Raw genomic sequence first — 14,831 nt, forward strand, 5'->3', positions numbered from 1 at the left:
CGCCGATGAGGACGTCGGTGGCGCGGTTGATGCCGTCGATCAGGGAGTGGCGGCAGCCGTACTTGTTGTCGAACTTCGACTTGGTGACCGCGTCATTGACGTTGATGGCCGGGAAGAGCAGCGAGCCCTCCTGCATCATCTCGTACAGGCGGTGAACACCGGTGGTGGTCTCCTCGGTGACGCCGCGGATCTCCGACGCCAGCTGCGTCCACTTCTGGGAGTTCTCACCGATGGTGCGGCGGAGGAGCTGGAGGATGTGGCCGTACTCCTCGGAGTCGTCGGCGGCGGTGGCCGGGACCTCGCCGGCCTTCTCGAACTCGACGCCCTTGTGGATCAGGAGGGTGGCGTCGCCGCCGTCGTCCAGGATCATGTTCGGGCCGCCGGTGGGGGTGTTCGGCCAGGTCAGCGCCTGCTCCGTGCACCACCAGTACTCCTCCAGGCTCTCGCCCTTCCAGGCGAAGACCGGCACACCCTGCGGGTTCTCGGGGGTGCCGTTCGGGCCGACCGCGATGGCGGCGGCCGCGTGGTCCTGGGTGGAGAAGATGTTGCAGGACGCCCAGCGGACCTCGGCACCCAGCGCGACCAGGGTCTCGATGAGGACGGCGGTCTGGATCGTCATGTGCAGCGAGCCGGTGACCCGCGCGCCGGCCAGCGGCTGCGCCTCGGCGTACTCGGCACGGATCGACATCAGGCCGGGCATCTCGTGCTCGGCCAGCGTGATCTCCTTGCGGCCGTAAGCGGCCTGGGAGATGTCCGCGACCTTGAAATCAGCGGCGGTGAGGAACGGCATCTGCACTCCTAATGTTTCGGTGAATGTCCAAGGCGGCCGTGGACCGATTGAGGGTGATGTAGTGGAGCCCCGGAGCGCCGGCGTCGAGCAGGCGCTGGGCCAACCGGGTCGCGTGGTCGACCCCGATCCGGTGGGCGACGTCCGGGTCGTGCTCGGCCGCCGCCAACTGGGCTGCCAGATCGTCCGGGAACGTCGCATTGCTCAGTTCGGCGAAGCGGCGGATCTGCCGGACGTCGGTGGCGGGCATGATCTCCGGGATGATCGGCAGATCGCATCCGGCGGCGGCCACCCGGTCCCGGAGCCTGAAGTAGTCCTCGGCCCGGAAGAACATCTGGGTGATGGCGTAGTCGGCCCCGGCCCGCGCCTTGGCGACGAAGTGCCGGACCTCGGTCTCCCAGTCGGGTGAACGCGGGTGGCGCTCGGGGAAGGCCGCGACGCCGATGCTGAAGTTCCCCGACCCCTTGACCAGCGTGACCAGTTCCCGGGCGTGGTTCAGCCCGTCCGGGTGCGGCACCCACGCACCGCGCGGATCGCCCGGTGGATCACCGCGCAGCACCAGGACGTCCCGGACGCCCGCGTCGGCGTACTGCCCGATGATGCGCCGCAGTTCACCGACCGAGTGCCCGACCGCCGTGAGATGGGCCACCGGGCGCAGACTCGTCTGGGCGGCGATCCGCTGGGTGACCGCGATGGTGCGGGAGCGGGACGAGCCGCCGGCGCCGTAGGTGACCGAGACGAAGGTGGGGGCGACGGCCTCGATCCGCCGGATGCTCTCCCACAGCGAGCGCTCGCCCGCGTCCGTCTTCGGCGGGAAGAACTCGAAGGAGAAGGACCGGGTTCCCGAGGCCAGGATCTCGCGCAGCGTGCTCATGAGGGGCCTCCATGAGCGTTGAAGTAGCTGGCTTCCGGGTGGTGGATGACGATCGCGTCGGTGGACTGCTCGGGGTGCAGCTGGAACTCCTCGGAGAGGTTGACCCCGATGCGTTCCGGCTGGAGCAGGTCCATGATCTTGGCGCGGTCCTCCAGGTTGGGGCAGGCCGGGTAGCCGAGGGAGTAGCGGCAGCCCTGGTACTCGGTGCGGAACATCGCGTCCAGGTTGTCCGGGTCGGCGCCCGCGATCCCCAGCTCGGACCTGACGCGTCCGTGCCAGTACTCCGCAAGCGCTTCGGTCAACTGGACGGACAGCCCGTGCAGTTCCATGTAGTCGCGGTAGGCGTTCGCGGCGAAGATCTCGTTCGCCGCCACCGAGACCCGGTTGCCGACGGTGACGACCTGCATCTCGATGACGTCGGTCTCGCCGGAGTCCTCCGGGCGGAAGAAGTCCGCCAGGCACAGCCGGCGCCCGCGGCGCTGCCGGGGGAAGGTGAAGCGGGTCCGTTCGCCGCCGTCCTCGCCCAGGATGATCAGATCGTCGCCCTTGGACACGCAGGGGAAGTAGCCGTAGACGATGGCCGCTTCGAGCATGTTCTCGGTGTGCAGGCGGTCCAGCCACATCCGCAGCCGCGGCCGGCCCTCGGTTTCCACCAGCTCCTCGTACGAAGGACCGCTGCCGCGAGCCGACTTCAGGCCCCACTGGCCCTTGAAGAGCGCGGCCTCGTCCAACCAGGCCGCGTAGTCCTTGAGCGGTGTGCCCTTGATGATGCGGCTGCCCCAGAACGGCGGGGTGGGGACCGGGTTGTCGGTGACCACGTTCGACCGGACCGAACCGCGTTCCTCGTCCGGCTCCTCGATGACGATGGCCGGACGTACCGGTACCCGCCGCTGCTTAAGCTCCGGCAACGTCGCGCCCGGCACACCGCGCTTGACGGCGATCAGCGCGTCCATCAGCCGCAGGCCTTCGAACGCGTCGCGGGCGTAGCGGACCTCGCCCTCGTAGATCTCGTGCAGGTCCTGCTCGACATAGGCGCGGGTCAATGCTGCGCCACCCAGAATGACGGGGTAGTCGGCGGCCATCTTGCGCTGGTTGAGCTCCTGCAGGTTCTCCTTCATGATCACCGTCGACTTCACGAGGAGTCCCGACATCCCGATCACGTCGGCCTTGTGCTCGGTCGCCGCGTCCAGGATCGCCGCCACCGGCTGCTTGATCCCCAAATTCACGACGTTGTAGCCGTTGTTGGACAGGATGATGTCGACGAGGTTCTTGCCGATGTCATGGACGTCGCCGCGCACGGTGGCCAGCACGATGGTGCCCTTGCCGTCGGCGTCGGACTTCTCCATGTGCGGTTCGAGGTAGGCGACCGCGGTCTTCATGACCTCCGCGGACTGCAGCACGAACGGCAACTGCATCTGACCGGACCCGAACAGCTCGCCCACGACCTTCATGCCCTCCAGCAGGGTGTCGTTGACGATCGCCAGCGCGGGACGGGTCGTGAGCGCCTCGTCCAGGTCCCGGTCCAGGCCGTTCTTCTCCCCGTCGATGATCCGCCGCTGCAGCCGCTCGTCCAGTGGCAGGGCGGCGAGCTCCTCGGCGCGGCCGGCCTTCACCGACTTCATGTCGACGCCCTCGAAGGCCTCCAAGAAGGCCTGCAGCGGGTCGTAGCCCTCACGGCGCCGGTCATAGACCAGATCAAGAGCGATCTCCCGCTGCTCCTCGGGGATACGAGCGATCGGCACGATCTTCGCGGCGTGCACGATCGCGGAGTCCAGACCTGCCGCAACGCATTCGTTGAGGAACACGGAGTTCAGTACGACGCGGGCGGCCGGGTTGAGCCCGAAGGAGATGTTCGACAGGCCGAGGGTCGTCTGCACCAGGGGGTGGCGGCGCTTCAACTCCCTGATCGCCTCGATGGTGGCGATGCCGTCCTTGCGGGACTCCTCCTGGCCGGTGGCGATCGTGAAGGTCAGGCAGTCCACCAGGATGTCGGACTCATGGATGCCCCAGTTGGTGGTCAGATCCGTGATGAGGCGCTCAGCGATGGCGACCTTGTGCTCGGGGGTGCGGGCCTGGCCCTGCTCGTCGATCGTCAGCGCGATCAACGCGGCACCGTGCTCCGAGGCCAGTGCGGTGACTTGCGCGAAACGTGACTCAGGTCCGTCACCGTCCTCGTAGTTGACGGAGTTGATGACGGCGCGACCACCGAGCTTCTCCAACCCGGCCTTCAGTACAGGAACTTCGGTGGAGTCCAGCACGATGGGCAACGTCGACGCGGTCGCGAAACGGCCCGCGATCTCACTCATGTCGAGGGCGCCGTCGCGGCCGACGTAGTCCACGCACAGGTCGAGCAGGTGCGCGCCCTCGCGGATCTGGTCGCGGGCCATCTCGACGCAGTCGTCCCAACGGCCTTCGAGCATGGCCTCACGGAACTTCTTCGAGCCGTTGGCGTTCGTCCGCTCACCGATCGCCAGATACGACGCGTCCTGCTTGAACGGCACCGTCTGGTAGAGCGACGCGGCACCTGGTTCGGGGCGCGGGTTGCGCGGCGACAGGTCCAGGCCCCGCACCCGCTCCACGACCCGCCGCAAGTGCTCGGGGGTGGTGCCGCAGCAGCCGCCGACCAACGACAGCCCGTACTCCCGCACGAAGGTCTCGTGCGCGTCAGCGAGGTCCTCCGGCGACAGCGGGTAGTGCGCGCCGTCCTTGCCCAGCACCGGCAGGCCGGCATTGGGCATGCACGAGACGGCGATACGGGCATGCTGCGACAGATAGCGCAGGTGCTCGCCCATCTCGGCCGGCCCGGTAGCGCAGTTCAGCCCGATCATGTCGATACCGAGCGGCTCCAGCGCCGTCAGCGCCGCACCGATCTCGGAACCCAGCAGCATCGTGCCCGTCGTCTCGACGGTCACATGCGTGATGATGGGCAGGTTGCTTCCGAGTTTCCGCAGAGCGCGATGCGCGCCGAGGATGGCGGCCTTGGTCTGCAGGAGGTCCTGAGTGGTCTCCACCAGGATCGCGTCCGCGCCGCCCTCGGCGAGCCCGGCCACATTCGCCTCGTAGCCGTCCCGCAGCGCCACGTAGGGTGCGTGGCCGAGCGTGGGCAGCTTGGTGCCGGGGCCGACGGAGCCGAGCACCCAGCGCGGCCGGTCGGGCGTGGCGAAGCCGTCCGCCACCTCACGGGCCAACCGGGCGCCCGTCAGGGACAGTTCGTGGATCCGTTCGGGGATGTCGTACTCCCCCAGTGCCGCCAGGTTGGCGCCGAAGGTGTTGGTCTCGACGCAGTCGACACCCGCCGCGAAGTACTCCTCGTGCACCGACCGGACGATGTCCGGCCGGGTGACGTTCAGAACCTCGTTGCACCCCTCCAGGTTCTCGAAGTCGTCCATCGAGGGGTCCTGGGCCTGCAGCATCGTGCCCATCGCGCCGTCGGCCACCACCACCCGGGTGGCGAATGCCCGACGCAGCGCGTCCGACCGGGCGGCCGCGCTCATGACACGCCCACCAGTTGGGGCTCGATCGCATCGGCCGCCTCGTCGCCGTGGGCGATCTGGATACGGGCGGTGAGCTCGGCCGGTGAGATCTCGTACTCCTGGGTCCCGATGGATTCCAGCACCACTGACGCCAGCGCGCAGCCGAGCTGGGCGGAACGGATGTCGGACCACTTCCAGGCGACGCCTGCCAGGAAACCCGACCGGAAGGCGTCACCGACTCCCGTCGGATCCACCACCGTGGCGTCCGGCACCGCGGACACGGAGAGGGTCGGCTCGCCGGCCCGCGCGATGTCCACACCGTCGGCGCCGCGGGTGGTCACCCAGGTGCCGACCTGGTCGAGCAGCTGGGAGTGGGTCCATCCCGTGCGCTCCTGGAGCAGCGAGGCCTCGTAGTCGTTGGTGAACAGGTAGGTCGCACCGGTCACCAACTGCCGGGCCGATGGTCCGTCGAGACGCGCGAGCTGCTGCGAGGGATCGGCGGCGAACGAGATGCCCAACTCACGGCACTCCGCGGTGTGCCGGAGCATCGCGTCCGGGTCGTTGGGCGAGACCACGACCAGATCGAGACCACCGGCCCGCTCCACGACCGGGGCGAGGGCGATCTCCCGGGCCTCGGACATCGCACCCGCGTAGAAGGTCGCGATCTGGTTCTGGTCCGCGTCGGTGGTGCAGACGAAGCGCGCGGTGTGCCGGGTCTCGCTCACCCGTACCGAGGCGGTGTCGACGTCGTTGCCCTCGAGCCACTGCCTGTACTCCGCGAAGTCGACGCCCGCCGCCCCGACCAGCAGGGGCCGGATTCCCAGCCGTCCCAGGCCGATGGCGATATTGGCCGCCACCCCGCCCCGCCGGACCTCCAGGTCGTCGGCGAGGAAGGAAAGAGATACCTTGTCGAGCCGGTCGGCGAGCAACTGCTCGGTGAAGCGGCCGGGGTAGAACATCAGATGGTCGGTCGCAATGGATCCGGTGACGGCGATCTTCACAACTGTTTCTCTCCTTTGGCTGAGGTCAGCCCCGCACTGCGGCGACCAGCTTTTCGGTGCGGTCGGTCCGCTCCCAGGTGAAGTCGGGCAGCTCCCGGCCGAAGTGCCCGTAGGCGGCGGTCTGGGCGTAGATCGGCCGCAGCAGGTCGAGGTCCCGGATGATCGCGGCGGGACGCAGGTCGAAGACGCTTCCGACGGCCTCCTGGATCTGCTCGACCGGTACGGTCTCGGTTCCGAAGGTCTCCACGAACAGCCCGACCGGAGCGGCCTTGCCGATCGCGTAGGCGACCTGTACCTCGCAGCGGCGGGCCAGGCCGGCGGCGACGACGTTCTTGGCGACCCAGCGCATCGCGTAGGCGGCGGAACGGTCCACCTTGGACGGGTCCTTGCCGGAGAACGCGCCACCACCGTGCCGCGCCATACCCCCGTAGGTGTCGACGATGATCTTCCGGCCGGTCAGCCCCGCGTCACCCATCGGACCGCCGACCTCGAACCGGCCGGTCGGGTTGACCAGCAGCCGGTAACCGTCGGTGTCCAGGCCGATGCCGGCCTCGGCAAGTGCCCTGAGCTCCGGCTCCACGACGTATTCGCGCACGTCGGGTGCGAGCAGACCGTCAAGGTCGATGTCGGAGGCGTGCTGGGAGGAGACCACCAGGGTGTCCAGCCGCGCCGCCTTGTCGCCGTCGTACTCGACGGTGACCTGGGTCTTGCCGTCGGGCCGGAGATAGGCGATGGTGCCGTCCTTGCGCACATCGGTGAGCCGTCGGGCCAGCCGGTGGGCGAGGGCGATCGGGAGCGGCATCAGTTCCGGGGTGTCGTCGCAGGCATAGCCGAACATCAGGCCCTGGTCGCCGGCGCCCTGGCGGTCGAGGTCGTCCTCGCCACCCTCGATGCGGGATTCGTAGGCGGTGTCAACGCCCTGGGCGATGTCCGGGGACTGCGCTCCGATGGAGACCGAGACACCGCACGAGGCGCCGTCGAAGCCCTTGGCGGACGAGTCGTAGCCGATGTCGAGCACGGCTTCCCGGACGAGGGTGGCGATGTCGGCGTAGGCGTTGGTCGTCACCTCTCCGGCGATGTGCACCTGCCCGGTGGTGATCAGGGTTTCCACGGCGACCCGGGATGTCGGGTCCTGCCGGAGCAGCGCGTCCAGGATGGTGTCGCTGATCCGGTCGGCGATCTTGTCGGGGTGACCTTCGGTCACGGACTCCGATGTGAACAGGCGGCGGGACACGGTTCCTCCAGATGGTCGGCAACCTCAGGCCATGTTGCGTGCAGTGCCTGCAAGGCCGCTCAAGACGGGGTTGACGCGGTTACGGCGTCGGGGGGCGGCTCTCAGGAGCCGAACGCGGACTGGTCACGCCTTGGTGTGCTCGACGAGAACCGACGCGTCCTTGTCGCCGTCCCCGGCCTCGATGACCTCGGCGAACCGGGCGCGGACCATGTCGAGGACCGGCAGCGTGACACCTGCCTCCTGTGCGGCCTGGTTGGCCAGCCGGAGGTCCTTCTCCATCAACTCGGCTCGGAAGAAGGCTGGTTCGTAGGTTCCGTTGAGCATCAGATTCGCCCGGAAGCGCATCACGACCGAGCTGAACCCGCTGCCGACGATGGAGGAGATGAGCATGTCGCGGTCGAGTCCGGCGCTCACCCCGTAGGCGACGCTCTCGGCGAGTGCGGCTACCTGGGCGCCGAGCAGCAGGTTGAAGATGAGCTTGATGGTGGTGGCCATGCCGGGTGCCCCGGCCGGCACCACTTCGGAGCCGATGGTGTCGAGGATGTCCCGCACGTAGGCGATGTCATCGTCCCGGCCCGAGGCGAACACCCGAAGCTCACCCTTGCGGGCCTGGAAGGGATTGCCCACCACGCACGCCTCCACCCGGCGTACGCCCAGCTGCGCGAGGCGCTCCGCGGACTCCCTGGCGTAGCGGGGCGAGACGGTGGAGGTGTCGATCACCACGGTGCCGGGCTCCAGCACCGGCGCGAGCAGGCCGAACAGGATCTGCTCCACGGCGTGCTCGTCGCTCAGGCTGAGTATCACCACCCCATGGCCGGTCGCCGCCTCGACGGGGGTGGCGGCGGCCCGGGCTCCTGCGGCGACCAGCGGCTCGGCCTTGCTTGCCGTGCGGTTGTACACCGTGAGCGGGTAACCGGCGTCGAGCAGGGTGTGCGCCATTCCGCCACCCATGTTTCCCAGTCCGATGAAGGCGAGCTGCTTCGCGTCCATGTCACTCCTCGCTGAGGTCAGGCGGTCGCTGCGGCGGCGCCCAGACCGCCGAGGTCGTACACGATCTGGCTGAGGATCATCTGACCCCCGACCCGGAAGGGCTTCAGTCGGCGACGGTGCTCGACATGCGCCTCACTGCGCTCGAACGCCCGGAAACTGGGTTCGTCGATCCAGTCGGTGAAGACGTAGTAGACGAACTCCTCCTCGGCGCTGCGCACCAGCACCTGGCCGAGGTTGGCGGGATCGAGGGCGATCACCCTTGCGACCTCCAGCCACGCGTGCTCGAAGTTGACCGCCGCCCCCGGGCGGATCTCCATCCGCAGAATCACCCGGAAGGGCGGGGCATCGGTGCCGCCACTGCTCGTTTTGCCGTTCACGTCTCACCGCCGGTCTCTTGGACGCCGCCGGAGCACCTCCGGTGGTCGGCGGAACGCTGGCAGGACCCGATCGAGACCGGCTCAAGGGGCACCCCTGTCGCGATGTGACGGCCGGCGGTCAGGACGCTGGACGGCCCTCGGGCACGCACCCCGCCGCGCGGAGGTGTGCATGCCCGAGGGCCGTTTCTGTGAAGTCAACTCCGCTCAGCTGTAATCCTCCTGATGGTCCTTCAGCCAGCTGTCGAAGGTGCGGGGAGGAAGACCGGTGACGGACTCCACGGTCGGCAGCGGGATACCACCGCGCGCCGGATCAGGATCACTCTGCACGGCCAGCAGCCCTTCGGTGAACTCGGCGGACAGACCCGCGCCGACCATGGCCTGCTGGGCCTTCTCCACCGGCATCTCCACGTAGCTCAGAGGCCGCCCGAGCAGCTTGGCGATCCGCTGGACCGCGTCGTCGGTGGTGAGCGCCTCCGGGCCGGTGACCGTGTAGTTACGGCCCTCGTGGCCCGGGGTGACGAGGGCGGTCGCGGCCACCGCGGCGACGTCCGCCGGATGCACCAGGGCGCGGGCGATCGTCCCGTACACCCCGTAGACGGTGTCGTGGGACCTGATCGACGCCCGCCACTGCAGCGCGTTGGTCATGAAGGTCGCACCGCGCAGCATCGTGCACGCCGCGCCCGAGTCCGCGAACGCGCGGTCCGCCTCGGCGTGCGCGCGGCCGTACGAAGTCTCGACCGGCGGCAGCGCGGCCACCGAGGACATCCGCACCACCCGCGCCGTACCCGCGCGCCGTACCTCTTCGGCCACGGCGAGGTCGTAGGACAGGGCGTCGGGGCCCGCGGAGAGCATGAACACCGCGTCCACCCCCTCCAGCGCGGCCCGGATGCTCCGGCTGTCGTCGAGGTCTCCCGTGTGGACCTCCACCTCGCTGTCGAAGACGGCCCGGGACGGGTTCCGGCTGAAGGCCCGGACCTGCTTCCCGCGCTCGACCAGCCCGTTGACCACCTCTTTGCCGACATTGCCGGTGGCTCCGAAGACCAGGATCATCGTTCGTCCTCCTCAAGGACGCCGGGTGGAAACCGGCCCGGCAGGTTCCGGAACCGGGACCGGTTCCGGCAGCGCCGGGGGGTGCCAGTCGCCAACACCGGCCACCCCTTTCTGTCCGGCACGCGGTGGCGCGATTCTCAGCTTCACGTTGCGCACCAGTAGCTCCAGGCGCCGCTCGTTCAGCTTCAGCTCTCCCATCCGGCGGGAGGCCTCGACGATCGCCTGTGACCGCGGCCGCCGCAGTTCGTCGTAGCCGGCGAGCGCGCGGGGGATGTCGGCCTCGGCCGCCAGCACGGAGCAGAGCACGGCCGAGTCCTCCAGCGCCTGGCAGGCACCCTGTCCGAGGTCCGAGGTCATGGCGTGGGCGGCGTCGCCGAGCATCACCACACGGCCCGAGACATAGCTGGGCAGCGGCTGTGCCAGCTCGAAGACGTCGTGGCGCAGCACCCGGTCGGGCGGCGTGGCGGCGATCAGCGCGGGGATCGGGTCATGCCAGGAGCCGAACCGCTCTCGCACCTGCGCGTGTTCGTCGGGGTATCGGACACCTTCGGGAAGATTGGCCACGGCGAACCAGTAGACGCGGTCCGCGGCCAGTGGCATCCGCCCGAACTCCCGGCCGCGGCCCCAGGTGCTGCCGCCGGGCTCGGCGCTGCCGTCGCACCCCTCGGCGATGCCCCGCCAGACGCTGTGGCCGCTGTAGACCGGCGGTGGCACCTGCGGCCAGCGGGCGCTCCTGATCCGGCTGAACGTGCCGTCCGCGGCGACCACCATGTCGCCGTGCACGGTCCGCTCGCCGCCCTCGGTCCGGTAGCTGACGCGGGCGCCGTCGGTCACGTCGGTGACCTCGGTGACGTCGGCGCCGGTGTGCAGCGATGCCTCCGGCAGGGCTGCGCGCAGCGTGCCGTGCAGGTCCGGCCGGGGCAGGACGATGATCGACAGTCCGCGCTCGCGCAGGAAGGCCGGATCGGCCGGCCGTTGCAGCCGCCGCCCGGACGCCGCCCGCAGGCCCTCGCCGCCGGGATCCATGGTCGCCGAGAGGGCGCGTACCGCATCGCCGACCCCGAGCCGGTCGAGCGCGCGCTGGGCGTTCGTCAGCAGCGAGATACCCGCCCCCGACTCACGCATCCGATCGGCGCGCTCCAGTACGGTGACGCGCCAGCCGAGCCGGTGCAGCCCGACAGCCGCGGACAGGCCGCCGATGCCGCCGCCCACCACCACGGCATGGCGGCCGGCACCGGCCGAACCGTTCCGATCAGACACTGGACACGCTCGAAGGTGTCTGTCCCCCGTCGACATCAATCTGGATGGACCACTTGGCGATCTTCAACGACATGTCGACGGCCTCGGTCGCGTACTTGACCATCTCCGTCTGGTACTCCGTCACGGCATCGGTCAGTGACTGCTCACCGCGGCTCACCCGGGTCAGTGCCCGGGTGAGTGCGGCCCCGTCGCGCAGCGCGGTGTTGGCACCGACCCCACCGGTGGGAGGCATGGTGTGCACCGCGTCCCCGAGCGGGACCACATTGCCGGGCTCCCAGGGCTCGACCGGCGACGTCGCCCGCAGCGCGACCGGGTGGGTCTCCTCGGGTTCCGCGTGGGCGAACACGGCCCGCAGGTCCGGGTGCCAGTTGGTGGTCCGTTCCAGCACCAGCTGCTTGAGCTCCTCGCCGCTCATCGCGAAGAACGTGTCGTCGGACAGCCCCAGGGAGTCCTGGTGCACGCTGAAGACCGACATGTAGTAGTCGTCGGTCTTCTCGAATTCCAGTCCTGGCCACAGCCGGGCCGAGGCGTCGTCCGGCTGCTCGCGGAAGACCATGGGCATCAGTCCGAGGTGGTATCCGTCCGAACCGATCACATAGACGAAGCGGTCCTTGAAGGCATCCGGCAACCCGGCAGCGACGGCCTGGGCCCTCGGGGTGCGCGACAGGACACCCCGCACGCCCAGGTCGAGCGCGCGGTCAGCCGGCCGCAACTGGGTGCGCACCGTGGAGTTCACCCCGTCGGCGGCGACCAGCACATCGCCCACGTCCGAGTCGCCGTCGTCGAAGTGCGCCACCACGCGGCCGCCCACCTGCTCGCAGTGGGTGAACCGCTTGCCGAAGCGCACTGTGTCGTCCAGGCCGGCGAGCAGGATCCGGCGCAGCGTCGCCCGGTCCACGGCGTCCACCTTGTCCGGTGAATCTCCGCGCGGATCGCTGAACGTGGGCGCCCACTTCGGTTCGAGGTGCTCGTCGTACGCCGCCAGGCCCTCCTCGCCGCGCTGGTTCGAGGTGGCGCTGAGGAGCTCCTGCAACCGGGGAGGCAGGACCTCTCGCAGCGCCTGCTCCCCGTCGGGGCTGATCCTCAGCCGGTACCCCTGCATCCGGCCCCGGGCGGACTGATCGCGTTCATAGACGGCGACGTCCTCAATACCGACCTGCTTCAGCCCCTGGGCGAGGCACAGTCCGCCGATGCCACCACCGATGATGATGATCCGAAGCGGCCGGCCCGAATCGCGGGCAGTGTCCATCAACTACTCCTGTTACGAGGTCGGGGCCGGATGCGGGTGTGATGCGGAGGCGCTGGTTGTCAGCGCAGCACCACGTCGGCTATCCGGTCCAGGTGATCGGGATCGGCCGTGACCGACAGCAGCAGCAGCTCGTCACAGCCGTTCGCCGCGTAGGCGTCCACCACTTGGCGCAGCCGGTCTTCCTCAGTGATCGCGCCCGCCGCGAGGTGCTCCGCCACCTTGCCCATGTAGGCGTAGTAGCTGAGCATGTGCTCGGTGGCGAGTTCCTTGCCGCCGGGACCGAGCGACACATAGCAGTTGGCGGCCATTCTCGGCGTACCGGTGCGGCCCTCCTCGGCCCACAACTTCGCGAAGTTCGCGACCAGTTCGCCGAACTTGTGCGGTGGTCCACCGGGTGAGATCCAGCCGATGCCGTACTTCGCGGAACGGCGCAGGCCGCCCGGCGAGTGGCCGCCACCCCAGAACGGGATGTCACCGTTGGTGGGGCGGGGACCGACACCGGGAACCGGTCCCCTGCCCTGCCAGACTTCGCGCATCTCTTCGATCATGGCGTCCAGGCGGCGCCCACGCGTCGCGTAGTCGGTTCCGGTCGCCACGTAGTCGTCCTCGCGCATCCCCGCGGAGAGCCCGAGTATGAGCCGCCCGTCGGAGAGCCGGTCCAGACTGGCGAGCTGCTTGGCCAGCTCCACCGGGCTGGGCCTGGTGGCGGCCAGCAGAATCGCTGTCACCAGGTTGATCCGCTCGGTGACCGCCGCTGCTGCGGCGAGCGTCACAATGCCCTCGTAGTTGTCGTAGACGACCCGGTCCGTCACCGTCAGGCTGTGAAATCCGAGACGGTCGGCGCGGCGCGCGAACTCGATCAACTGACTACTGTCGGCGCCGTGCACGGCGGTCGGCAGGCAGACCCCGATATCCATGGCGTTCCTCCTCGAGCTCGTGTCCCGTGATTGTGTGAGTGACGGCTGGGGAGCCGGTCGAGCCGCGGTTGACGGCCCTGCGCCGTGTCCTAGACGTGGACGCAGGGTGACTGGTGCGGCCCGATGTTCGGCGGCGCGTCGTGCGGCACCGGGAATCCCAGGAAGTCGTGTCCGGTGTCACCGGCGATGAGGACACCCGCACCGATGGCGGGCGATCCGCACTTCAGCAGGTACCCCAGGGGGCCGGCGCCGGGCCGGACGAACGCCGGGTCCGCGGCGACGGCGTGTGCGTCGACCGTCGGTGCGGAGGTGACGTTGAAGTACAGGTTGTGGTCGAAGGACGCCATCGGGTCGCCGATCGTCGAACCGCCCGGCCTTCCGGAGAAGATGTTGTTGCTGTACGCGACAGCCGTCTCCCCGAAGTTCCCGATCAGCCCACTCGCGTACTTGGTGTGGATCACATTGTTGTAGAAGCGGACATCCGGCTGCACGCTGCCGCAGCCATTGGTGACCAGCGGGAGTTCGGTGGTACCGAACAGTGCGCCCCGGTCGTTCTCGCTGACGTTGTAGCGGATGGTCGCCCCGGCGCTCTTCTCGCCCGGATTCGTGCACAGCAGCATGAACCCGGCATTGTCGTGGCTGTAGTTGTACTGGTAAAGAACACCGGCAGCCGCGATGTCGACGTCGAAGGCGAAGGCAGGCGGAGAGGAGGAGCCGTGCGACACGTCGTTGTACTGCATCACCGGACGGTCGGAGTTCCACGACCAGATTCCGGCGTGGAAGGCCGTGGCGCGCTTCCCGAATCCGTCGATCACATTGCCTTCGACCAGCGGGTCGATGCCGTTCTGTACGACGATCCCGTCACCGCCGAGATCGGACAGCCGGTTTCCGGCGATCCGCACATGGGAGATCGGCACGAAGGTGTTCGTTCCGGAGGTGAGCAGCGGGCGGAGCGACCATTGGGACGATGTCGCTATTCCGTAGCCGTCGACGCCGGAGACGGTGTTTCCCGTGACCTGGATCCCGTCGAACCCGGTGGCCACGGTGGATCCGGTGGCCTTGAACAGGATGCCCGCACTGTCCTCGTTCGCCGGTCCCGTGGCGTCGATGCCCACCACGTGATGGACGTTCACGCCGTCGATCACGTAGTGATGGCCGGTGCCGTAATCCTCCAGCAGCACGTAGATCCCGGTGCGCGAGGTACCGTTGCCGGCTGCCCGGTCGGAGATGTCGAGGTTCCGGAGCTCCCAGTACTGCACGTTGTGCAGGAAGACCACCGCGCGGGCGCCGTCGGCGACGATGGCCGGACGCGCTCCCGAACCGTAGGAACCGGCGACGATCGGCCGGTCCTCGGTACCGGAACCCTTTGGCGAAAAGGTGCCTTGGCAGGTGGTGCCGCTGCGTAGCAGAATGGAATCACCAGGGTGGAAGACCAGCGCGTTGACGTGGTCCAGAGTCCGCCATGCCGACCCCTGCGCCGTACCGGCCGCCGCGTCGTTCCCGGCCGCGCAGTCGAGGTAGTACCGCTGGCCGCCCTGTGAATCGGCGGCGGCCGAGGTGCTTGACACACCGAGGGTCATTCCGGCCATCAGGCCGAGAACGAGAACGAGTACTCTCCG

12 protein-coding genes are annotated in these 14,831 nt (G+C 68.9%); all 12 read right to left on the reverse strand.

The features are described 5' to 3' along the window. A partial coding sequence (locus G3I60_RS25885) for an adenosylhomocysteinase (RefSeq protein WP_164607783.1) occupies window positions 1-790 on the reverse strand: 790 nt, incomplete at its 3' end. Further along, window positions 768-1,661 (reverse strand): methylenetetrahydrofolate reductase [NAD(P)H], encoded by an 894-nt coding sequence (metF, locus tag G3I60_RS25890; protein ID WP_138356801.1) that lies wholly within the window; start codon window positions 1,659-1,661, stop codon window positions 768-770. The genes metF and G3I60_RS25885, both read right to left, overlap by 23 nt. Beyond that, window positions 1,658-5,155, reverse strand: a complete 3,498-nt coding sequence (gene metH, locus G3I60_RS25895; protein ID WP_164607785.1) for a methionine synthase — start codon at window positions 5,153-5,155, stop codon at window positions 1,658-1,660. Before metH ends, metF begins: the two co-directional genes overlap by 4 nt. Beyond that, a complete protein-coding gene (locus G3I60_RS25900; RefSeq protein ID WP_138356803.1) occupies window positions 5,152-6,135 on the reverse strand; it encodes a carbohydrate kinase family protein in 984 nt (327 codons plus the stop codon). Before G3I60_RS25900 ends, metH begins: the two co-directional genes overlap by 4 nt. A gap of 25 nt (window positions 6,136-6,160) precedes the next feature. After that, window positions 6,161-7,369, reverse strand: a complete 1,209-nt coding sequence (gene metK, locus G3I60_RS25905) for a methionine adenosyltransferase (protein WP_138356804.1) — start codon at window positions 7,367-7,369, stop codon at window positions 6,161-6,163. Between the two features lie 123 nt (window positions 7,370-7,492). Next, complete coding sequence (locus G3I60_RS25910; protein WP_164293541.1) at window positions 7,493-8,359, reverse strand: NAD(P)-dependent oxidoreductase; 867 nt, start codon at window positions 8,357-8,359, stop codon at window positions 7,493-7,495. Window positions 8,360-8,376: 17 nt separating this feature from the next. Next, window positions 8,377-8,736: an antibiotic biosynthesis monooxygenase gene (locus tag G3I60_RS25915; protein ID WP_244809613.1), complete on the reverse strand. Its 360-nt coding sequence runs from the start codon at window positions 8,734-8,736 to the stop codon at window positions 8,377-8,379. Window positions 8,737-8,940: 204 nt separating this feature from the next. Next, complete coding sequence (locus G3I60_RS25920) at window positions 8,941-9,786, reverse strand: NAD(P)H-binding protein (RefSeq protein ID WP_164293540.1); 846 nt, start codon at window positions 9,784-9,786, stop codon at window positions 8,941-8,943. Window positions 9,787-9,798: 12 nt separating this feature from the next. After that, window positions 9,799-11,046, reverse strand: a complete 1,248-nt coding sequence (locus G3I60_RS25925; protein WP_244809611.1) for an FAD-dependent monooxygenase — start codon at window positions 11,044-11,046, stop codon at window positions 9,799-9,801. Next, window positions 11,039-12,295 carry an NAD(P)/FAD-dependent oxidoreductase gene (locus G3I60_RS25930; RefSeq protein WP_164293539.1) on the reverse strand — a complete coding sequence of 419 codons (1,257 nt, stop codon included), beginning with the start codon at window positions 12,293-12,295 and terminating at the stop codon, window positions 11,039-11,041. Before G3I60_RS25930 ends, G3I60_RS25925 begins: the two co-directional genes overlap by 8 nt. A 59-nt stretch (window positions 12,296-12,354) precedes the next feature. Further along, window positions 12,355-13,212: an LLM class flavin-dependent oxidoreductase gene (locus G3I60_RS25935; RefSeq protein WP_138356809.1), complete on the reverse strand. Its 858-nt coding sequence runs from the start codon at window positions 13,210-13,212 to the stop codon at window positions 12,355-12,357. An 89-nt stretch (window positions 13,213-13,301) separates the two neighbouring features. Beyond that, window positions 13,302-14,780, reverse strand: coding sequence for a right-handed parallel beta-helix repeat-containing protein (locus tag G3I60_RS25940; protein ID WP_164293538.1), 1,479 nt, complete (start codon window positions 14,778-14,780; stop codon window positions 13,302-13,304). Window positions 14,781-14,831 lie beyond the last annotated feature (51 nt).

The organism is Streptomyces sp. SID13666, assembly GCF_010548325.1.
Classification (GTDB): domain Bacteria; phylum Actinomycetota; class Actinomycetes; order Streptomycetales; family Streptomycetaceae; genus Actinacidiphila; species Actinacidiphila fildesensis.